The 20,952-nt window shown below is 32.0% G+C and carries 31 protein-coding genes, 2 pseudogenes and 1 riboswitch; of the genes and pseudogenes, 32 read left to right on the top strand and 1 reads right to left on the bottom strand.

What is annotated here, in order from left to right:
• The first annotated feature begins 105 nt into the window (after positions 1-105).
• Genes rplC through rpsN form a run of 14 tightly spaced genes read left to right on the top strand, consistent with a single transcriptional unit; the run spans position 106 to position 6,370 of the window.
• The gene (gene rplC, locus PG913_RS09240; RefSeq protein ID WP_271230455.1) at positions 106-723 is read left to right on the top strand and encodes a 50S ribosomal protein L3; all 618 of its coding nucleotides are present in this window, start codon (positions 106-108) and stop codon (positions 721-723) included.
• Positions 723-1,352 (top strand): 50S ribosomal protein L4, encoded by a 630-nt coding sequence (gene rplD / locus PG913_RS09235; RefSeq protein WP_271230454.1) that lies wholly within the window; start codon positions 723-725, stop codon positions 1,350-1,352. The genes rplC and rplD overlap by 1 nt, the downstream gene beginning before the upstream one ends.
• A gap of 7 nt (positions 1,353-1,359) precedes the next feature.
• Entirely contained in the window at positions 1,360-1,650 is a 291-nt protein-coding gene (rplW, locus tag PG913_RS09230; RefSeq protein ID WP_271230453.1) for a 50S ribosomal protein L23, read from the top strand.
• Positions 1,651-1,661: 11 nt separating this feature from the next.
• A complete protein-coding gene (gene rplB / locus PG913_RS09225; protein WP_271230452.1) occupies positions 1,662-2,486 on the top strand; it encodes a 50S ribosomal protein L2 in 825 nt (274 codons plus the stop codon).
• A gap of 3 nt (positions 2,487-2,489) precedes the next feature.
• A complete protein-coding gene (gene rpsS, locus PG913_RS09220; RefSeq protein WP_101914885.1) occupies positions 2,490-2,768 on the top strand; it encodes a 30S ribosomal protein S19 in 279 nt (92 codons plus the stop codon).
• Positions 2,769-2,777: 9 nt separating this feature from the next.
• Entirely contained in the window at positions 2,778-3,182 is a 405-nt protein-coding gene (gene rplV / locus PG913_RS09215; protein WP_058885432.1) for a 50S ribosomal protein L22, read from the top strand.
• An 11-nt stretch (positions 3,183-3,193) separates the two neighbouring features.
• Positions 3,194-3,919 (top strand): 30S ribosomal protein S3, encoded by a 726-nt coding sequence (gene rpsC, locus PG913_RS09210; RefSeq protein ID WP_101916656.1) that lies wholly within the window; start codon positions 3,194-3,196, stop codon positions 3,917-3,919.
• Between the two features lie 22 nt (positions 3,920-3,941).
• Positions 3,942-4,373 (top strand): 50S ribosomal protein L16, encoded by a 432-nt coding sequence (gene rplP, locus PG913_RS09205; protein ID WP_271230451.1) that lies wholly within the window; start codon positions 3,942-3,944, stop codon positions 4,371-4,373.
• An 11-nt stretch (positions 4,374-4,384) separates the two neighbouring features.
• On the top strand, positions 4,385-4,576 hold the full coding sequence (gene rpmC / locus PG913_RS09200; RefSeq protein ID WP_101902393.1) for a 50S ribosomal protein L29: 192 nt from the start codon (positions 4,385-4,387) through the stop codon (positions 4,574-4,576).
• Positions 4,577-4,594: 18 nt separating this feature from the next.
• Positions 4,595-4,852, top strand: coding sequence for a 30S ribosomal protein S17 (rpsQ, locus tag PG913_RS09195; RefSeq protein WP_058885428.1), 258 nt, complete (start codon positions 4,595-4,597; stop codon positions 4,850-4,852).
• A 1-nt stretch (position 4,853) separates the two neighbouring features.
• On the top strand, positions 4,854-5,222 hold the full coding sequence (gene rplN, locus PG913_RS09190) for a 50S ribosomal protein L14 (protein ID WP_058885427.1): 369 nt from the start codon (positions 4,854-4,856) through the stop codon (positions 5,220-5,222).
• Between the two features lie 12 nt (positions 5,223-5,234).
• On the top strand, positions 5,235-5,543 hold the full coding sequence (rplX, locus tag PG913_RS09185; RefSeq protein ID WP_058885426.1) for a 50S ribosomal protein L24: 309 nt from the start codon (positions 5,235-5,237) through the stop codon (positions 5,541-5,543).
• A gap of 2 nt (positions 5,544-5,545) precedes the next feature.
• Entirely contained in the window at positions 5,546-6,097 is a 552-nt protein-coding gene (gene rplE, locus PG913_RS09180) for a 50S ribosomal protein L5 (RefSeq protein WP_058885425.1), read from the top strand.
• A 3-nt stretch (positions 6,098-6,100) separates the two neighbouring features.
• Positions 6,101-6,370, top strand: a complete 270-nt coding sequence (gene rpsN, locus PG913_RS09175) for a 30S ribosomal protein S14 (RefSeq protein ID WP_271230450.1) — start codon at positions 6,101-6,103, stop codon at positions 6,368-6,370.
• Between the two features lie 68 nt (positions 6,371-6,438).
• Here the strand turns inward: rpsN and PG913_RS09170 are convergent, their stop codons facing one another.
• Positions 6,439-7,410, bottom strand: a complete 972-nt coding sequence (locus PG913_RS09170; protein WP_271230449.1) for a WGR domain-containing protein — start codon at positions 7,408-7,410, stop codon at positions 6,439-6,441.
• 443 nt (positions 7,411-7,853) lie between these two features.
• Between PG913_RS09170 and rpsH the strand changes: the two genes are divergently transcribed.
• From rpsH to PG913_RS09080, 18 genes and pseudogenes are all read left to right on the top strand, one after another.
• Positions 7,854-8,252 carry a 30S ribosomal protein S8 gene (gene rpsH, locus PG913_RS09165; RefSeq protein ID WP_028887461.1) on the top strand — a complete coding sequence of 133 codons (399 nt, stop codon included), beginning with the start codon at positions 7,854-7,856 and terminating at the stop codon, positions 8,250-8,252.
• A gap of 12 nt (positions 8,253-8,264) precedes the next feature.
• Positions 8,265-8,810, top strand: a complete 546-nt coding sequence (gene rplF / locus PG913_RS09160; RefSeq protein WP_271230448.1) for a 50S ribosomal protein L6 — start codon at positions 8,265-8,267, stop codon at positions 8,808-8,810.
• An 18-nt stretch (positions 8,811-8,828) separates the two neighbouring features.
• A complete protein-coding gene (gene rplR / locus PG913_RS09155) occupies positions 8,829-9,179 on the top strand; it encodes a 50S ribosomal protein L18 (protein WP_271230447.1) in 351 nt (116 codons plus the stop codon).
• An 11-nt stretch (positions 9,180-9,190) separates the two neighbouring features.
• Positions 9,191-9,712, top strand: a complete 522-nt coding sequence (gene rpsE / locus PG913_RS09150; RefSeq protein WP_408648487.1) for a 30S ribosomal protein S5 — start codon at positions 9,191-9,193, stop codon at positions 9,710-9,712.
• A gap of 11 nt (positions 9,713-9,723) precedes the next feature.
• Complete coding sequence (gene rpmD / locus PG913_RS09145; protein ID WP_271230446.1) at positions 9,724-9,906, top strand: 50S ribosomal protein L30; 183 nt, start codon at positions 9,724-9,726, stop codon at positions 9,904-9,906.
• A gap of 12 nt (positions 9,907-9,918) precedes the next feature.
• On the top strand, positions 9,919-10,368 hold the full coding sequence (rplO, locus tag PG913_RS09140) for a 50S ribosomal protein L15 (RefSeq protein ID WP_271230445.1): 450 nt from the start codon (positions 9,919-9,921) through the stop codon (positions 10,366-10,368).
• A gap of 14 nt (positions 10,369-10,382) precedes the next feature.
• On the top strand, positions 10,383-11,702 hold the full coding sequence (gene secY, locus PG913_RS09135) for a preprotein translocase subunit SecY (protein WP_271232156.1): 1,320 nt from the start codon (positions 10,383-10,385) through the stop codon (positions 11,700-11,702).
• A gap of 1 nt (position 11,703) precedes the next feature.
• A complete protein-coding gene (gene infA / locus PG913_RS09130) occupies positions 11,704-11,919 on the top strand; it encodes a translation initiation factor IF-1 (RefSeq protein WP_024740627.1) in 216 nt (71 codons plus the stop codon).
• Positions 11,920-11,931: 12 nt separating this feature from the next.
• A complete protein-coding gene (gene ykgO, locus PG913_RS09125) occupies positions 11,932-12,048 on the top strand; it encodes a type B 50S ribosomal protein L36 (protein ID WP_073316873.1) in 117 nt (38 codons plus the stop codon).
• Positions 12,048-12,413, top strand: a complete 366-nt coding sequence (gene rpsM / locus PG913_RS09120) for a 30S ribosomal protein S13 (protein WP_101903630.1) — start codon at positions 12,048-12,050, stop codon at positions 12,411-12,413. The genes ykgO and rpsM overlap by 1 nt, the downstream gene beginning before the upstream one ends.
• A gap of 79 nt (positions 12,414-12,492) precedes the next feature.
• Positions 12,493-12,864 (top strand): annotated as a pseudogene (gene rpsK, locus PG913_RS09115) (30S ribosomal protein S11); the annotation flags it as partial.
• A 143-nt stretch (positions 12,865-13,007) separates the two neighbouring features.
• Positions 13,008-13,613: a 30S ribosomal protein S4 gene (gene rpsD, locus PG913_RS09110; RefSeq protein ID WP_271230444.1), complete on the top strand. Its 606-nt coding sequence runs from the start codon at positions 13,008-13,010 to the stop codon at positions 13,611-13,613.
• 94 nt (positions 13,614-13,707) lie between these two features.
• Positions 13,708-14,701: pseudogene (locus PG913_RS09105) on the top strand (DNA-directed RNA polymerase subunit alpha).
• 60 nt (positions 14,702-14,761) lie between these two features.
• Positions 14,762-15,235, top strand: coding sequence for a 50S ribosomal protein L17 (rplQ, locus tag PG913_RS09100; RefSeq protein ID WP_271230443.1), 474 nt, complete (start codon positions 14,762-14,764; stop codon positions 15,233-15,235).
• Between the two features lie 97 nt (positions 15,236-15,332).
• Positions 15,333-16,448 (top strand): glutamine-hydrolyzing carbamoyl-phosphate synthase small subunit, encoded by a 1,116-nt coding sequence (gene carA, locus PG913_RS09095; RefSeq protein WP_271230442.1) that lies wholly within the window; start codon positions 15,333-15,335, stop codon positions 16,446-16,448.
• 105 nt (positions 16,449-16,553) lie between these two features.
• Positions 16,554-17,843 (top strand): phosphopyruvate hydratase, encoded by a 1,290-nt coding sequence (gene eno, locus PG913_RS09090; protein ID WP_271230441.1) that lies wholly within the window; start codon positions 16,554-16,556, stop codon positions 17,841-17,843.
• A gap of 490 nt (positions 17,844-18,333) precedes the next feature.
• Entirely contained in the window at positions 18,334-19,620 is a 1,287-nt protein-coding gene (locus tag PG913_RS09085; protein ID WP_271230440.1) for a citrate synthase, read from the top strand.
• A gap of 75 nt (positions 19,621-19,695) precedes the next feature.
• Positions 19,696-20,652, top strand: a complete 957-nt coding sequence (locus PG913_RS09080) for an arginase (protein WP_271230439.1) — start codon at positions 19,696-19,698, stop codon at positions 20,650-20,652.
• Between the two features lie 173 nt (positions 20,653-20,825).
• A riboswitch (TPP riboswitch) is annotated at positions 20,826-20,920 on the top strand.
• Positions 20,921-20,952: the final 32 nt, after the last annotated feature.

Genomic DNA, 20,952 nt, shown 5'->3' with positions numbered 1-20,952 from the left:
TGCTCCAAACTTAAAAGGTGAAAATGAAACATTTGTTTCAAATAATAATTATTAATAGACGCGCTGGATACATAAAATAAATCTATCGTCTTAAAATTAACAAATATGTCTGGGTTAATAGGTAGAAAAGTAGGTATGACCAGCTTATTCGACGAAAACGGGAAGAACATTCCTTGTACAGTAATCGAAGCAGGGCCGTACGTGGTTACCCAAGTCAGAACTGAAGAGGTTGACGGCTATAGTGCGTTACAACTAGGTTTCGATGACAAAAAAGCAAAAAGCTCTAATAAAGCTTTAGATGGACACTTTACAAAAGCTGGTACATCTGCTAAGAAAAAAGTCATTGAATTTCAAGGTTTTGATGGAGAGTATAAATTAGGTGATTCAATTAGCGTTGATTACTTTACTGAAGGAGAATTCGTAGATGTTTCTGGAGTTTCAAAAGGTAAAGGTTTTCAAGGTGTTGTTAAGCGTCATGGTTTTGCCGGTGTTGGTCAAGCAACTCACGGTCAGCATAACCGTTTAAGAGCTCCTGGTTCTATTGGTGCTGCATCATATCCTGCAAGAGTATTCAAAGGAATGCGAATGGCAGGTCGTATGGGTGGAGACAAAGTAAAAGTTCAAAATTTAAAAGTATTAAAAGTGGTTGCTGATAAGAATCTTATCGTAGTTAAGGGAGCAATTCCTGGTCACAAAAATACTTTTGTAACTATCGAAAAATAATGAAAGTAGCAGTTTTAGATATTACAGGAAAAGATACTGGTAGAAAAGTTGAACTTTCTAACGAGGTATTCGGTATAGAGCCAAATGATCATGCAATTTATTTAGATGTAAAGCAGTACTTAGCTAATCAAAGACAAGGTACTCATAAAGCTAAAGAAAGAGCTGAGATTGCAGGTAGTACAAGAAAGATTAAGAAACAAAAAGGAACAGGTACTGCACGTGCTGGTTCTATCAAATCTGGAGTTTTCAGAGGTGGTGGACGTATGTTTGGACCAAGACCAAGAAGTTATTCTTTCAAGTTGAATAAAAACTTAAAGCGTTTAGCACGTAAGTCTGCTTTAAGTATTCAAGCAAAAGATAGTAATTTAGTTGTTGTTGAAGATTTCAATTTTGAGTCTCCAAAAACTAAAGAATTTATCAATGTTTTAAAAGCTTTAGATTTAGACTCTAAAAAGTCTTTATTTGTTTTAGGTGAAGAAAATAATAATGTTTATTTATCTTCTCGTAACTTAAAAGGAACTAAAGTTGTAAATGCGACAGGAGTTAATACTTACAGTGTTTTAAACGCTAATAAAGTAATTATTTCTGAAAGTGTTTTAGAAGGAATTGAATCTAATTTAAGTAAATAGGAAAGATATGAGTATTTTAATAAAACCTATTATTACGGAAAAAGCAACTAAGGATAGCGAAGTTAATAATCGTTATGCATTTGTTGTAAACAGTAAGGCTAATAAATTGGAAATCAGAAGTGCTGTTGCAGCAACTTATGGTGTAGCAATTAAGTCTGTTAAAACTATGAATTATCCTATCAAAAGAAATACTAAACACACCAAAAAAGGTTTAGTAACAGGGATAACAAGTGGGTACAAAAAAGCAATCGTTCAGTTATCTGAAGGACATGCTATTGATTTTTATAACAATCTTTAAGAAAAGACAAAATGTCAGTTAGAAAATTAAAACCAATAACACCAGGTCAGCGTTTTAGAGTTGTAAATGGGTTCGACACCATAACAACTGATAAGCCGGAGAAATCTTTATTAGCTCCGAAAAAACGATCTGGAGGTCGAAATAATCAGGGTAGAATGACAACACGTAATATCGGTGGTGGTCATAAACAAAAATATCGTATTATCGATTTCAAGAAAGATAAGCATGGTATCCCTGCAACAGTAAAAACTATAGAGTACGATCCAAATCGTACTGCATTTATTGCTTTACTTAGTTATGCTGATGGAGAAAAGCGTTATGTAATTGCACAAAACGGTTTAAAAGTAGGTCAGGTAATCGTTTCAGGTAAAAATTTAGCTCCAGAAGTTGGAAATGCTTTATATTTAAGTGAAATTCCTTTAGGAACTACAATTTCTTGTATTGAGTTACACCCAGGTCAAGGAGCTGTTATGGCTCGTTCTGCTGGATCATTTGCTCAATTAATGGCAAGAGATGGTAAGTACGCAACAGTTAAGTTACCTTCAGGTGAAACAAGATTAATCTTGTTAACTTGTATGGCAACTATCGGAGTTGTATCTAATTCAGATCACCAATTACTAGTTTCTGGTAAAGCTGGTAGATCTAGATGGTTAGGTAGAAGACCAAGAGTTAATGCTGTACGTATGAATCCAGTTGATCACCCAATGGGTGGTGGTGAAGGACGTTCTTCAGGAGGACATCCAAGATCAAGAAACGGTATTCCAGCTAAAGGATTTAAGACTCGATCTAAAACTAAAGCTAGTAATAAGTATATTATAGAACGTAGAAAGAAATAAACCATGGCAAGATCATTAAAAAAAGGACCTTTCGTTCACTATAAATTAGAGAAAAAAGTTTTAGCTAACGTTGAAACTGAGAGTACTTCAGTTATCAAAACTTGGTCAAGAGCAAGTATGATTACTCCAGATTTCGTTGGACAAACAATTGCTGTTCATAATGGACGTCAGTTTGTACCAGTTTACGTTACTGAAAACATGGTAGGTCATAAATTAGGCGAATTTTCACCAACACGTTCTTTTAGAGGGCACGCTGGTGCAAAAAATAAAGGAAAAAAATAGTAGGAAATTATGGGAAGTCGTAAACATAACATGGCAACACAGTTAAAAGAAGCAAGAAAGTCAAAAGCTTTCGCTAAAATAACTAATTGTCCTACATCACCAAGAAAGATGCGCTTAGTCGCAGATCTAGTAAGAGGAGTAGAGGTTGAAAAAGCTTTACAAATTTTAAAATTTAGTTCAAAAGAAGCAGCTACTAATTTAGAGAAATTGTTATTGTCTGCAATTGCAAACTGGCAAGCTAAAAATGAAGACGCTAGTATCGAAGATGCTGGACTATTTGTGAAAACTATTTGTGTAGATAGCGCAGGTATGTTAAAAAGATTAAGACCAGCTCCACAAGGTCGTGCTCATAGAATTCGTAAGCGTTCTAATCACGTTACTTTAGAGTTAGGTACTAAAATTAAAAGCAATTAATCAAAGTAGATATGGGACAAAAAACAAATCCAATAGGAAATCGTTTAGGAATTATCAGAGGATGGGAATCTAACTGGTATGGTGGAAATGACTACGGAGATAAATTAGCTGAAGACTATAAAATAAGAGAGTATGTTAGTGCTCGTTTATTTAAAGCAAGTGTATCAAGAATTATTATTGAGCGCACACTTAAACTTGTAACCGTTACTATCACTACTGCAAGACCTGGTATTATTATCGGAAAAGGTGGGCAAGAGGTAGACAAGTTAAAAGAAGAGCTTAAGAAAATTACAGGAAAAGAAGTTCAAATTAATATTTTCGAAATTAAGCGTCCGGAATTAGATGCTAATTTAGTAGCAGCTAGTGTTGCTCGTCAAATTGAAAATAGAATTTCTTACAAGCGTGCTACGAAAATGGCTATAACAGCTGCAATGAGAATGAATTCAGAAGGGATTAAAATCCAAATTTCTGGTCGTTTAAATGGAGCAGAAATGGCACGTTCTGAGCATTATAAAGAAGGAAGAATTCCTCTTTCTACTTTTAGAGCAGATATCGATTATGCACTTGTTGAGGCACATACACAATACGGAAGATTAGGTATTAAGGTATGGATCATGAAAGGTGAGGTATATGGAAAACGTGAATTATCTCCATTAGCAGGACTATCTAAGCAAAAAGGTGGTGCTAATAAAGGTGGCGGTAATGCTAAACGTCAACAACCTCGCAGAAGAAAATAATTTTTAAAATTAGAAATTAAAAATGTTACAGCCAAAAAGAGTAAAATACCGTAAGGTACAGAAGGCGAAAGGAAATATGAAAGGTAACTCTGGTAGAGGTGCTCAACTTTCTAACGGAACGTTTGGTATCAAATCATTAGATCAGAACTTACTTACATCTCGTCAAATAGAGGCAGCTCGTATTGCGGCAACTCGTCATATGAAGAGAGAGGGACAGCTTTGGATTAAAATATTTCCAGACAAGCCTATTACGAAAAAACCTTTAGAGGTTCGTATGGGTAAGGGTAAAGGAGCACCAGATCATTTTGTTTCAGTAATTAAACCAGGTAGAATTTTGTTTGAAATTGGTGGAGTGCCATTGGATGTAGCAAAAGAAGCTTTACGTTTAGCAGCACAGAAACTTCCTGTTAAAACAAGATTTGTTATTGCAAGAGATTTTGATTTTAACGCTTAATTCTATATACAATGAAACAATCAGCAATTAAAGAATTAACTACTATCGACCTACAAGGAAGATTAGTGACGTTAAAGAAAAATTATACGGATCTTAAGATGGCTCACGCCATAACTCCATTGGAAAACCCAATGCAGATTAAAAGCTTAAGAAAAACTGTAGCAAGAATTGCTACAGAGTTAACTAAAAGAGAATTACAATAATTCTAGTCAGTTTTAAAGATGGAGAAAAGAAATCTTAGAAAAGAGAGAATAGGTGTAGTATCTAGTAGCAAAATGGAGAAATCTATTGTTGTTAATGAGGTAAAAAGAACCAAGCACCCAATGTACGGTAAGTTCGTATTAAAGACGAAAAAGTACGTTGCACATGACGAGAATAACGATTGCAACGAAGGAGATACTGTTAGGATAATGGAAACACGTCCTATGAGTAAATCTAAACGTTGGAGATTAGTAGAAATCCTAGATAGAGCTAAATAATATGTTACAGACAGAATCAAGATTAAGAGTCGCAGATAACACTGGAGCAAAAGAAGTTTTAGTGATTAGAGTATTAGGAGGAACAAGAAAGCGTTACGCTAGTGTTGGTGATAAGATTGTTGTTACAATCAAGTCTACAACTCCAAATGGAAGTGTAAAGAAAGGTCAAGTATCTCGTGCTGTTGTTGTTCGTACTAAAAAAGAGATTAGACGTAAAGACGGGTCATATATCAGATTTGATGATAATGCTTGTGTACTTTTAAATCCTACAGAGGAGATGAGAGGAACACGTGTATTTGGTCCTGTTGCCCGTGAATTACGTGATAAGCAATTTATGAAGATAGTATCATTAGCACCTGAAGTGCTTTAAATCGACATTAAGATGAAGAAGTTCAAAATAAAATCAGGTGATACTGTTAAAGTATTAGCAGGAGATCACAAAGGGTCGGAAGGTAAAGTTTTACAAATCCTTAGAGATAAGGATAGAGTATTAGTAGAAGGTGTTAACATGGTGTCTAAACACACTAAGCCATCTGCAGCTAATCCTCAAGGAGGAATTGTAAAAAAGGAAGCTTCTTTACACATATCTAACTTAGCTTTAATCGAAAACGGTGAAGCTGTAAAAGTTGGTTATAAAGTAGAAGAAGGTAAGAAAATTAGATTTTCAAAAAAATCGGATAAAGCAATATAACAATGAGTTACGTACCAAGATTAAAAGAGGAGTACAAGAGCAGAGTTATAAAAGCTCTTACTGAGGAATTCGGTTATAGTAATGTAATGCAAGTACCTAAATTACAAAAGATTGTTGTAAATAAAGGTGTTGGTGCAGCTATAGCAGATAAGAAATTAATAGAATACGCTATTGACGAGTTAACAACTATTACAGGTCAAAAAGCAGTTTCAACTATCTCTAAGAAAGATGTTGCAAACTTCAAATTACGTAAAGGTATGCCAATTGGTGCTAAAGTTACGTTAAGAGGAGTTAAAATGTACGAATTTTTAGACAGATTAGTTACAGCTTCTTTACCACGTGTAAGAGATTTTAACGGAATTAAAGCTAACGGTTTTGATGGTAGAGGTAATTACAACTTAGGAATTACTGAACAAATCATCTACCCTGAAATTAATATTGATCAAGTAAAAAAGATTAGTGGAATGGATATTACTTTTGTAACATCTGCAAACACTGATAAAGAAGCGAAGTCTTTATTAACTGAATTAGGTTTACCATTTAAAAAGAACTAGAAGATGGCTAAAGAATCAATGAAAGCGCGTGAGCGTAAAAGAGCTAAAACGGTAGCAAAGTATGCTGAAAAGAGAAAAGCTTTAAAAGAAGCTGGAGACTATGAAGCGTTACAAAAATTACCAAAGAATGCATCACCAGTTAGAATGCACAATCGTTGTAAATTAACAGGTCGTCCAAAAGGATATATGCGTCAGTTCGGTGTTTCACGTGTTACTTTCCGTGAAATGGCTAACAATGGATTAATTCCAGGTGTTAAAAAAGCAAGTTGGTAGAAATATCAATTTATTTATAGAAAAGGGGAATACTATTTATAGTACTCCCCTTTTTATTTATAAAATTTTTAATTACTTTCAAGTAAGTTTTTTTTACGTTCTTCTATTTGTTCAAGTCCTTTGATTACATAATCAGAAGCATCGGCTGATATTTCTTCAAATAATCCTTCAAAATAATCATCTTCTACATAACCTTCTTCTTCATATTCTTTTTTATAAGTTTCTAGAATTATTAAGATATTTTGCTGTATTTCTTGATTATCAGTATTGTTTAATGCAGGAATAAAAAGAAGTTCCATAGCGTCACCATCTTCACCACTAAGCATATCTGTAGGAAGTTCTTCTAGTAATTTTAATAAGGCTTCAGGTTGAAATTTAGGAAAATGATTGTCAATTAATTTATCTTGATTGGTATTACTCCAAAAACGATGTCCAGCGCCATAATATTCACAAGCTTCAAAAAACTGGGCTATAATAGCTAGTTGAGCATTTATATCTTTTCTTTTGATAATTTCTTCCACAGCAAAATCAGTAGCTTTAAAATTAAAATAAATATTTTGTAATGTCATTTGAACAACAGCTACTAATGCCGATGTTGAAACTTCATTAATGTGTTTTTTTAAATATTCATCTAATATAGGTGTAGTAACAAAACTTTCATCTTTCATTTTTATCCCAAGAAATTGAACAAAAGGATGTTTGTCTTCAGTATAATAAATACCTGTCAATTTTTTTAAAGTAAGAAGCCTATTTTCAAATTGAGTTGCATCTTCAGTTTTTAAATTTTCCATAGCGATAGAAAACACAGAAATATCATTAGGTTGTATTTCTTCTTTATATCCTTGTGCTGTCTTAGAAGTAATAAGTTGTTTTATTGTTTCTTCTGCTGTTTTATTATCATCAAAATGAGTTATTTCTATAGTTGATTTTTGACCTAATATTCCATTAACAATAGTATATGTTTTATCTTTAAAAGATATAATACAAAAGTTAATATTTTCATTCTCTTTAAGAATAAGGTGTTTTTCTAGATGTTTCATTAGTTTTTATGTTAGTTAATTTTAAGTCTTTAAAATTATAAAATATTTTTTATTAGTGTTTTTTATATAAAAAAAAATTAATATAAATTTTTTCACCTAAAAATGTACATACAAAATTATATTACTTTAAAGGTTAAAAGAGTTTAAAAAAGATATTTTTCAATCAAATTTATATATCAATAAGATTGTTTATTTTTTTATGAAAAAATGATATAGAATAAAACCTTTTGATTTTCAAAATGTTTACGTATATTTGCAATCTGTTTTTTATGAGCTAATTAGAACTTTATAATAAAAAATAATAATTTTTATATTAAAAAAGATTATTAGTAGGCATAAAGGCAAAAAAAAATAAATATTAACTGGTTTCAGGTTTAGTAGTTACGGTTTATCCGTAGGGACAATAGAAATTACTAAATACCAAAACCGAAATTTAATTAATTATGTATACAGATCCAATCGCGGATTTTCTTACTCGAGTAAGAAATGCTATTGCAGCAAATCATCGAGTAGTAGAGATTCCTGCTTCTAAATTGAAGAAGGAAATGACGAAGATTTTGTTCGATCAAGGTTATGTTTTAAGTTATCAATTTAATGATGATAAAGTTCAAGGAACTATCAAGATAGCTTTAAAATATGATCGTGACACGAAAGAGTCAGTAATCAGAAAAATTCAAAGAATTTCAACACCAGGTTTACGTAAATACGTTGGTTCTAAAGAGATGCCAAGAGTATTAAACGGGTTAGGTATTGCTATTGTTTCAACATCAAAAGGTGTTATGACAAATAAAAAAGCAAAACAAGAAAACGTTGGTGGTGAGGTATTATGTTACGTTTATTAATCACTTTGTATAATGAGTAGAATAGGAAAAAGTCCAATCGCATTACCACAAGGTGTTGAAGTTAAAGTAGACGGAAATGTGGTTACAGTAAAAGGTAAATTAGGAGAATTAACTCAAGAGTTAAAGTCTGAAATTACTGCAGAAATTGAAGATGGTGTTTTAACAGTTAAAAGAGCATCAGATAGTAAAGATCATAGAGCAGCACACGGTTTATACCGTTCTTTAATCAGTAACATGATTGAAGGTGTTTCTAAAGGATATACTAAGGAATTAGAATTAGTAGGTGTTGGTTATAGAGCATCTAGTCAAGGGCAAAAATTAGACTTAGCTTTAGGTTTTTCTCATAATATTGTTTTAAACATTGCTCCAGAAGTAAAGGTTGAAACAGTATCTGATAAGGGTAAAAACCCAATTGTTAAGTTATCTTCATTTGATAAGCAGTTAGTTGGTCAAGTTGCAGCTAAAATCCGTTCTTTCCGTGCTCCAGAGCCGTATAAAGGGAAAGGGATTAAGTTTGTAGGAGAGATATTAAGAAGAAAAGCAGGTAAATCTGCATAATAAATAAGAGAAATTATTATGGCATTATCAAAGCTTGAAAGAAGACAACGAATTAAGTATAGAATTAGAAAAGTTATTACTGGAACAGCTGTTAAACCTAGGTTATCAGTTTTCAGAAGTAACAAAGAAATTTATGCTCAATTAATTGATGACGTTACTGGTGTAACATTAGCATCTGCATCATCAAGAGATAAAGAAATTACATCTGGTTCTAAATCAGAAGCTGCTGCTGCAGTAGGGAAAGCAATTGCTGAAAGAGCTGCTGCAAAAGGTTTTGAAACTATTTCTTTTGATAGAAATGGGTTTTTATACCACGGTAGAATTAAAGTATTAGCTGAAGCTGCTAGAGAAGCTGGTTTAAAATTTTAAGAAATTATATTATGTTAGGATATAAAAACGTAGAAAGAGTAAAACCAAGCGGATTAGAGCTTGTAGATAAATTAGTAGGTGTACAACGTGTTACTAAAGTAACTAAAGGGGGTAGAGCATTTGGTTTCTCTGCAATCGTAATAGTTGGAGATGGTAACGGTGTTGTTGGTCATGGATTAGGTAAATCTAAAGATGTTGCTTCTGCAATTGCTAAAGCGATTGAAGATGCAAAGAAAAGTTTAGTACGCATTCCTCTTTTAGATGGAACTTTACCTCATGAACAGAAAGGTAGATTTGGTGGTGCGAAAGTATTTATCAAGCCTGCTTCTCGTGGTACAGGAGTTATCGCCGGTGGTGCAGTACGTTCAGTATTGGAATCAGTTGGTGTTAAAGACGTATTATCTAAATCTCAAGGGTCATCAAATCCTCACAACGTAGTTAAAGCAACTTTTGATGCTTTATTACAATTACGTAATGCTGCAACTATTGCTAAGCAAAGAGGTATTTCTTTAGAGAAAGTTTTTAACGGTTAAAATTTAAGACGATGAGTAAAATTAAAGTTACACAAGTAAGAAGTAAAATTGGTCGCCTTAAAAGTCAAAAAGCAACGTTAGAGGCATTAGGTTTACGTAAATTAAACCAAACTGTAGAGCACAATGCAACAGCTCCAATTTTGGGAATGGTAAAAACAGTTTCACACTTAGTTTCTGTAGAGGAAATTAAATAAGACAATAATAATATGAGTTTACATAACTTAAAACCTGCAGTAGGATCTACAAAGAACCGTAAACGTATAGCACGTGGAGAAGGTTCTGGTAAAGGAGGTACTGCAACAAGAGGTCATAATGGTCAGAAATCTCGTTCTGGTTATTCTCGTAAAATAGGATTTGAAGGAGGTCAGATGCCACTTCAAAGACGTGTACCTAAATTTGGTTTCACAAACATTAATCGTAAAGAGTATGTTGGTGTAAATTTAGAGAAATTACAAGAATTAGTTGAAAACGGAAAGATTTCAGATACAGTAACTTTAGCGATTTTAGTAGAAAATCGTTTAGCTCGTAAAAATGACTTAGTAAAAATACTAGGAAATGGTGAGTTAAAAGCTAAATTAAACATAACCGTACATAAATTTACTGCAACAGCGAAAGCGGCTATTGAAGCTGCAGGTGGTGAGGTAGTTACATTATAAAACAACTGTAAATGATGAATTTTATAAATACATTAAAAGACATTTGGAAGATAGAAGAGTTAAAAGAGAAATTACTTTTAACCTTTGGTTTAATTGCTGTATACCGTTTTATGTCGGCAGTTCCATTACCTGGAATTGATCCTACACAGTTAACAGCATTGCAAGACAGTACTTCAAGTGGACTTTTGGGTTTATTAAACGCATTTACAGGTGGGGCATTTGCTAGAGCGTCAGTAATGGCTCTTGGTATAATGCCTTATATTTCTGCTTCTATTGTAGTTCAGTTAATGGGTATCGCGGTACCGTATCTACAAAAATTACAAAAAGATGGAGAAAGTGGGCGTAAGAAAATTACGCAAATTACAAGATGGTTAACAATTGCTATTACATTGTTTCAAGCACCAACTTATATTGGTATTATTCAAAACCAAATGGGTCTTGGTCCAGAAGCTTTCTTAGTAACAGGAGTTACATTTTGGGTGTCATCAATTATTCTTTTAACTGCAGGAACAGTTTTTGCAATGTGGTTAGGAGAGCGAATTACAGACAAAGGAGTTGGTAATGGAATTTCATTATTAATTACAGTAGGTATTTTAGCTAATTTTCCGTCTGCGTTTATTCAAGAACTAGTTTCTAAACAAACAGCAGGAGCAGGAGGTATTATGATGATTTTAATAGAATTAATAGTTTGGTTTGTAGTGATTTTGTTAACTGTATTATTAGTTACAGCAGTACGTAAAGTTGCGGTTCAATACGCACGTCGTACAGCAGTTACTGATATTAAAGATGTTGACGGTGCTCGCCAGTACATTCCTTTAAAATTGAATGCATCTGGTGTAATGCCAATTATTTTTGCACAAGCTATTATGTTTTTACCAGTAGCTTTAGGACAGAAATTCCCAGCATTGAGTAATTTAACGGATAACTTCGGATTGTGGTATAACGTTATATTTGCTATCTTGATTATTGTATTTAGTTATTTTTATACGGCGATTACAATCCCTACAAATAAAATGGCTGAAGACTTAAAGAGAAGTAATGGTTTCGTTCCAGGTTATAAACCAGGAGAAGAAACTGCAAATTATTTAGACGCTGTGTTATCTAAGATAACATTTCCAGGATCTTTATTTTTAGCAGCCTTATCTATTTTGCCAGCAATAATTGTAAAGTTTGGGGTAACTCAAAACTGGGCAATGTTTTTTGGAGGAACATCTTTAATCATTATGGTTGGAGTTGCAATAGATACTATACAGCAAATTAACTCGTATTTATTAAATAGTCGTTATGACGGTTTAATGAAGACAGGTAACAGTAACAGAAAATCATTAAAATAGTATGGCTAAACAACCAGCAATTCAACAAGACGGAACAATTACTGAAGCATTATCAAATGCAATGTTTCGTGTAGAATTAGAAAACGGACATATTGTTACGGCTCACATTTCAGGGAAAATGCGTATGCATTATATTAAACTATTACCAGGAGATAAGGTAAAGTTAGAAATGAGCCCATATGATTTATCAAAGGCAAGAATTACTTACAGATATTAAAAACACACACTGATGAAAGTAAGAGCATCATTAAAGAAGAGAAGCGCCGAGTGCAAAATTGTACGACGAAAAGGCAGATTATACGTAATAAATAAAAAGAATCCTAGATTTAAACAAAGACAAGGGTAATGGCAAGAATAGCAGGTATTGATATTCCAAAGAATAAAAGAGGTGTTATCGCTTTAACTTACATCTTTGGTATAGGAAACAGTAGAGCTAAAGAAGTTTTAGCAGAGACAAAAATAGACGAAAGTATCAAAGTTCAAGATTGGAGCGATGATCAAATTGCAGCAATTCGTGAGCAAGTAGGTAGTTTTACTATTGAAGGTGAGTTACGTTCTGAGGTTCAATTAAGCATTAAGCGTTTAATGGATATCGGATGTCAGAGAGGTATACGCCATAGACTTGGTTTACCTTTAAGAGGTCAAAGAACAAAGAATAACTCTCGTACAAGAAAAGGTAAGAGAAAAACTGTAGCTAACAAGAAAAAATAAGTTAGATAAGTAATAAAGATCTAATAATAGTTGTAAAACTATAAAGTTAGAAAACTAAATTACTAAAACTATAATAATCATGGCAAAGTCTAAAGTAGCAAAAAAACGTAAAGTTGTAATAGAATCAGTTGGTGAAGCTCACGTAACTGCATCTTTTAACAATATTATTATTTCTTTAACAAACAAAAAAGGTGACGTTATTTCTTGGTCATCTGCAGGTAAAATGGGTTTTAGAGGTTCTAAAAAGAACACTCCATACGCAGCTCAATTAGCCGCAGAAGATTGTGCTAACGTAGCAAAAGAAGCAGGTTTACGTAAAGTAAAAGTGTATGTTAAAGGACCAGGTAACGGTAGAGAATCTGCAATCAGATCTATCCATAATGCTGGAATCGAAGTAACTGAAATTATTGATGTTACTCCTATTCCTCATAACGGATGTCGTCCACCAAAAGAAGAAGAGTATAAGTTGATTTTATCAACTTATATTTTTGTTTCGCGTACTTTAGTGCGCAATAAAATATATTTTAACTAAGTAGGAACAAGATTATCGAAGGAGTACGCCTTAATTCATAATCCCTACTAAAATAACAAGAAATGGCAAGATATACAGGACCAAAAACTAAAATTGCTCGTAAGTTTGGTGAAGCAATTTTTGGAGAAGATAAATCTTTTGAAAAAAGAAATTATCCTCCAGGACAACACGGAAACGCAAGAAGAAGAGGTAAGAAATCGGAATATGCTACCCAGTTAATGGAAAAGCAAAAAGCGAAATATTCTTACGGAATTTTAGAGCGTCAATTTAGTAACTTATTTAAGAAAGCTTCTGCTTCTAAAGGAATTACTGGTGAGGTTTTATTACAATTATGTGAATCTCGTTTAGATAACGTTGTTTTCCGTTTAGGAATTGCTAACTCAAGAAGAGGTGGTCGTCAATTAGTTTCTCACCGTCACATTACTGTGAATGGAGAAATTGTTAACATTCCTTCATATGATGTACAAGCAGGAGACGTTATTGCTGTAAGAGAGAAATCTAAATCATTATTAGCTATTGAAAATTCTTTAGCTGCAAACAGTAATGTTTACGAATGGTTAAGCTGGAATTCTGATTTAAAATCTGGTACTTTTATTAAAGCACCTGAAAGATTACAGATTCCTGAAAACATCAAAGAGCAATTGATCGTAGAATTATATTCTAAATAATAAATTAATCATCTTGGTATTTAGCCAAAGGGTTTATCTGTGTTTCTTCAAACTAATAAACCGCGCAACTAAATAACAATTAAAACGAAGAAAAATGGCAATTTTAAATTTTCAAAAGCCTGATAAAGTAATAATGATCGAATCTACTGATTTTTCAGGAAGATTTGAATTCAGACCTCTTGAACCAGGTTTTGGATTAACAGTTGGTAACGCTTTAAGAAGAGTTTTATTATCTTCATTAGAAGGGTTTGCTATCACATCATTACGTGTTGACGGTGTTGACCATGAAGTTTTCAACAATTCAAGGAGTTGTAGAAGATATTACAGAAATCATTTTAAATTTAAAACAAGTTCGTTTTAAGAAACAAATTGAAGATACTGATAGAGAAACAGTATCTATAGCAGTGTCAGGTCAAGAGCAATTTACTGCAGGAGATTTACAGAAATTTACTTCAGGTTTTCAAGTATTAAATTCAGATTTAGTATTATTTAACTTGGATAAATCAGTAAGTTTTAACGCTGAAATCACTATCGAAAAAGGTAGAGGTTTTGTACCCGCAGAAGAAAACAAAAGACCAGGTGCACCATTAGGAACAATTTTTACAGATTCTATTTACACTCCTATAAAGAATGTAAAATATGCTGTTGAAAATTTTCGTGTAGAGCAAAAGACCGATTTCGAAAAATTAGTTTTCGATATTGATACTGACGGTTCTATCAACCCTAAGGATGCTTTAACAGAAGCTGCAAAAATTTTAATCCACCACTTTATGTTATTCTCTGATGAGCGTATCACTTTAGAGGCAGATGAAATTGCACAAACTGAAACATACGATGAGGAATCATTACATATGCGTCAGTTATTAAAGACGAAATTAGTAGATATGGATTTATCTGTTCGTGCTTTAAACTGTTTAAAAGCTGCTGAAGTAGATACTTTAGGAGATTTAGTATCGTTCAATAAAAGCGATTTAATGAAATTTAGAAATTTCGGTAAAAAATCATTAACTGAATTAGATGAGTTAGTGGCAAATAAGAGCCTTAATTTTGGAATGGATTTAAGCAAATACAAATTAGATAGAGATTAACCTTTCATATTTTGCTCCCCAAAAAGGGTTGTAGCAAGATGAAAGCTAAAAACCAAAGTCATGAGACACGGAAAGAAATTTAATCATTTAGGTAGACAAACAGCGCACAGAAAGGCAATGTTAGCTAATATGGGATGTTCTTTAATAGAGCACAAACGTATTAACACAACTGTAGCTAAAGCGAAAGCTTTTCGTACGTTTATTGAGCCTATTATTACTAAATCTAAAACAGATACAACTCATAATCGTCGTACAGTATTTAGCTATTTACGTAGCAAAGAAGCTGTAACGGAATTATTTAAAGAAGTTTCTGTAAAGATTGGAGACAGACCAGGAGGATATGTACGTATCATCAAATTAGGAAACCGTCAGGGAGATAATGCTCCTATGGCAATGGTTGAATTAGTTGATTACAACGAAATTTACAATCCAAAAGGAAACAAAGCTAAAAAGAACACTCGTCGTAGCCGTCGTGGTGGAGCTAAGACTGCTGATGCAGCTGCTGAAACTCAAACTTCACAAGAAGAAGAATAAAAATGAAAATTTTTATAAATTATATCAAAGGGATAAACATTTAATGTTTATCCCTTTTTTTTATATTTTTGCACTCAAAAGATACAACACATACTAAATGAAATATCAACAACGTAAAAAAGCACTAGTTTTGTTAGCAGACGGAACTATCTTCTATGGAAAGTCTATTGGAATAGAAGGCACTTCAACTGGAGAAATTTGTTTTAATACAGGTATGACTGGTTACCAAGAAGTATTTACTGATCCTTCTTATTTTGGTCAATTAATGGTAACAACCAATGCACATATTGGTAATTACGGAATTAACAACGAAGAAGTAGAGTCTGAAGGAATTAAAATTTCTGGATTAATTTGTCGTAATTTTAGTTTTACACATTCTCGTGTAGATTCTGATGGAAATTTATTAGACTGGTTTAAAAAACATAACTTAGTTGCTATTTCTGATGTAGACACCAGAGCATTGGTTGCTTATATTAGAGATAACGGAGCTATGAATGCTATTATTTCTACAGATGTAGATAATATAGAAGATTTAAAGAAACAGTTAGCAGATACGCCTAACATGGAAGGTTTAGAGCTAGCTTCTAGAGTATCAACTAAAGAACCATATTTTGTTGGAGATGAAAACTCACCAATTAAAGTATCTGCATTAGATATTGGAATTAAAAAGAATATCTTAAGAAACTTAGTAAAAAGAGGAGCATATATAAAAGTATATCCTTATAATGCTACTTTTGAGCAAATGAGTGATTTTAATCCTGATGGTTATTTTATCTCAAATGGTCCTGGAGATCCTGAGCCTTTAGTAGATGCTCAAAATACAGCAAAAGAAATTATAGCAAGAAATTTACCTTTATTTGGAATCTGTTTAGGACACCAAGTAATTGCTTTAGCTAACGGAATTTCTACTTATAAAATGCATAATGGACATAGAGGTATTAATCATCCTGTAAAAAACTTAATTACAGGTAAAGGTGAAATTACTTCTCAAAACCATGGTTTTGCTATTAATAGAGAAGAAACAGAAGCTCATAATGATGTAGAAATTTCACATGTACATTTAAATGATCATACTGTTGCTGGTATCAGAATGAAATCTAAAAATGTATTTTCAGTTCAGTATCATCCAGAAGCAAGTCCTGGACCACATGATGCGGAATACTTATTTGATGAGTTTATTGAAAATATCAAAAAAGCAAAAACTGAAGCATAATCATTTTATCAAAATAAATGAGCTTCAGTTTATAAAATAGAATTATAAAAATTAAGATTCCCGTACATTAAAAGTTACGGGAATCTATATTAAAAAGAAACAATTATGAGTATTATAATCAACATTCACGCACGTCAAATTTTTGATTCAAGAGGTAATCCAACTGTAGAAGTAGATGTTACTACAGAAAATGGTGTTATTGGTAGAGCAGCAGTTCCTTCAGGAGCTTCTACAGGAGAACACGAAGCTGTTGAATTACGTGATGGCGGAAAAGATTATATGGGTAAAGGAGTATTAAACGCTGTAAAAAACGTTAATACATTAATTTCTCAAGAATTATTAGGAGTATCTGTTTTTGAACAAAACATGATTGATCAACTTATGATCGATTTAGATGGTACTCCAAATAAATCTGTTTTAGGAGCAAATGCTATTTTAGGTGTTTCTTTAGCGGTAGCAAAAGCTGCTGCAAATGAGTTAGGTTTACCTTTATATAGATATATTGGTGGTGTTTCTGCAAATACATTACCTGTTCCAATGATGAATATCATTAACGGAGGATCACATTCTGATGCACCAATTGCATTTCAAGAATTTATGATAATGCCTGTTAAAGCTAAAAACTTTACAGAAGCAATGAAAATTGGTTCTGAAATTTTTCATCATTTAAAAAGTGTTTTACATGATAGAAATTTATCAACAGCAGTTGGAGATGAAGGAGGTTTTGCACCAACTTTAGACGGTACTGAAGATGCTATTGAAACAATTGCTTTAGCAACTAAAAATGCAGGATACAAATTCGGAGAAGAAGTTATGATTGCTTTAGATTGTGCTGCCGCTGAATTTTTTGTTGATGGTAAATATGATTATACTAAGTTTGAAGGAGCTAAAGGAAAAATCAGAACAAGTAAAGAACAAGCAGATTATTTAGCTTCTTTAGCTGAAAAATATCCTATTATTTCTATTGAAGATGGTATGGATGAAAACGACTGGGAAGGTTGGAAGTATTTAACTGAAATTTCTGGTGATAAGGTACAATTAGTTGGAGACGATTTATTTGTAACTAATGTAGAGCGTTTATCTAGAGGAATTGAAAATGGAATTGCAAATTCAATTTTAATTAAAGTAAACCAAATAGGAACTTTAACTGAAACAATTTCAGCAGTAAATATGGCACATAATGCAGGTTATACTTCTGTAATGAGTCATCGTTCTGGTGAAACAGAAGATAATACAATTGCTGATTTAGCAGTCGCTTTGAACTGTGGACAGATTAAAACTGGTTCAGCTTCTCGTTCTGATAGAATGGCAAAATACAATCAATTATTACGTATTGAAGAAGAATTAGATGGAACAGCTTATTTTCCACAAGACAAAGCTTTTAAAATTAAATAATTATTTTAATTATATATTTATACAGAATACCATTAAAAAGACACACTTAAATAGCTTTATTTTAAGAATTTTATAATGAAAGTATCTCTAAAATATAAAGTACTCTGTATTAAAAAAAAAGTAAAACTCATGTTTAGGCATGAGTTTTTTTATGATATGAAATCTGTTGTTTATTTATCATAAATATAAAAAAAAACAATGATAATCATCATAATCATTTTTTAAGTATTATTTATTTATCACCATTGTAATTTTATATTTCTTGAATTAAGTGAATAATCATATTGTTTTTTGAATTATCTTAGTTTAAGATACTTAAAAAGTTAGTGTTATCTATAAATGATTATCAGAATAAAAATTTATTATTCTATTATAAATTATAAGATAAATATGCCTATGAATGTAAAAATCTATAGAAGCCTATTTTTAAAATACTTTTAAAAATAGTATATTCGCAACTGACTTCAACCCCAAAAAAAATAAGAAAAAAATGGCAGATATAGCAAAACTACAAATAGGTGAAAATACATATGAATTTCCTTTAATTAAAGGAACTGAAAATGAAACTGCAATTGATATCAAAACTTTAAGAGGAGCTTCTGGAGGTGTTATTACTATTGATCCAGGGTATAAAAACACAGGTTCTTGTTTAAGTGCTATTACATTTTTAAATGGTGAAGAAGGAATTTTAAGATATAGAGGTTATTCTATTGAAGAATTAGCAGAAAAATCAGATTTTTTAGAAGTAGCTTTTTTATTAATTTTTGGAGAATTACCAACTGCAGGTGAATTAGAAAAGTTTAAAAAAGATATTTGTGCACAATCTATAGTTGATGAAGATATCAGAAAAATAGTAGATGCATTTCCTAGAACTGCACATCCAATGGGTGTTATTTCATCATTAACATCTGCTTTAACAGCATTTAATCCTACTTCTGTAAATGTAGATTCAGAAGAAGAGATGTATAATGCAATTGTTAAAATTTTAGGTAAATTTCCTGTATTAGTAGCATGGACAATGCGTAAAAAACAAGGACTTCCTTTAGATTATGGTGACTGTAATTTAGGATATGTAGAGAACACTTATAAGATGATGTTTAAGCAACCTAATAAAGATTATGTTAGAAATGATATAGTTGTAAATGCATTAAATAAATTATTGATTTTACATGCTGATCATGAGCAAAACTGTTCAACATCTACAGTAAGAATAACAGGTTCTTCTCACGCAGGATTATTTGCATCACTTTCAGCAGGTATTTCAGCTTTATGGGGACCATTACATGGTGGAGCAAATCAAGCCGTTTTAGAAATGTTAGAAGCTATCAAAGCTGATGGTGGAGATACTAAAAAGTATATGGCTAAAGCGAAAGATAAAAACGATCCTTTCCGTTTAATGGGATTCGGACACCGTGTTTATAAAAACTTTGATCCAAGAGCAAAAATTATTAAAGTTGCTGCAGAGGAAGTTTTAAATGATTTAGGTATTGATGATCCTATTTTAGAGATAGCAAAAGGATTGGCTGAAGAAGCTTTAAGTGACCCTTATTTTGTTGATAGAAAATTATATCCAAATGTAGATTTTTATTCAGGGATTATATACAGAGCAATGGGAATTCCTGTAGAGATGTTTACAGTAATGTTTGCTTTAGGACGTTTACCTGGATGGATAGCACAATGGAGAGAAATGCGTTTAGGTAAAGAGCCTATTGGAAGACCTCGCCAAATTTATACAGGAGCAAATCACAGAGCATTTGTAGAGGTTAGTAAAAGATAAAAAAAACATTAAAATGCCATTTAATTATGGCATTTTTTTATAGACAAATAAATAAGATTACAAAACAGAATAATAATGAGTTCAATAAAAATTATTAAAAACAGATCTGATATTGGTGCAGGAACACGTGGTGCTGATATGGGAATTGATGCCATAGAAATAGCTGCTATCAATCAAAATAACGATTTTTTTAATCGTTTTGAATTTGAAGATGTAATTACAGAAAATGAATCTATTTACGATAAAAAAAACAACTCATTTGGTAAACAAATAAAGAGTGTTTTTAATCAATGTAAAAGAGTAAGTAATCACGTTAAGGTTAATTTACAAGAAGGTAATTTTCCAATAGTACTTTCAGGAGATCATTCATCAGCTTTAGGAACTATTAGTGGTGTTAAAGCAGCAAACCCAACAAAAAAAGTTGGTGTTATTTGGATTGATGCTCATGGTGATTTACATACGCCATATACATCTCCTTCAGGTAATATTCATGGTATGCCATTAGGAGCTGTTATTTCTGATAATAATTTAGACTGTCAAATAAATGATGTAGATAGAGAAACTGCTGATTTATGGGATAGAATGAAAAATATAGGAACACCAGGTCAAAAAGTATTACCTGAAGATATTATCTTTTTTGGTGTTAGAGATACCGAAGAGCCAGAGGAAAAACAAATGGAAAAATATGGTATTAAAAACTATATGGTTGCAGAGGTTCGTTACCGAGGTTTAGAAGTTTGTGTAAATGAAGCATTAGAAAAATTATCTAATTGTGACATTATTTATGTGTCTTTTGATGTTGATGCAATGGATTGTGATATGATTTCTTATGGTACAGGTACACCAGTTGCAAAAGGTTTTGACGATAAAGAAATAGTTCAAATTATAAACGGATTATTAGCTAGTAAAAAAGTAGCTTGTGTTGAATTTGTAGAAGTAAATCCTTTATTAGATTTAAAAGGAAATAAAATGGCAGAAACTGCTTTTGATGTTTTAAATCAAATTACAGAAACAATTAAAGAATTATACTAGATATAAAATCTTAAAATATTTTTTAAAGCCTATCTTTTATAAAAGATAGGCTTTGTTTTTTATAAATGATTTAACTATTTGAAATTGAGTTGAAAATCAATAAAAACAAAAAAATAAAGTTAAAAATCAATTTAAAATAAGTTGTTTTATTTAATTAAAGCATACATTTGTCTTGTAAACTTTAGGAGTAGCTATTAAATTAGTTTGAGAAACATCCTTAGAACCTGATTTGGTTAAGACCAACGTAGGAAAAAGTTATGTTCGATAATATATCGAAATACTACCACCATTTGGTTTACA

Source organism: Tenacibaculum pacificus (genome assembly GCF_027941775.1).
Classification (GTDB): domain Bacteria; phylum Bacteroidota; class Bacteroidia; order Flavobacteriales; family Flavobacteriaceae; genus Polaribacter; species Polaribacter pacificus_A.
This window is presented reverse-complemented; position numbering and strand designations above follow the sequence as displayed.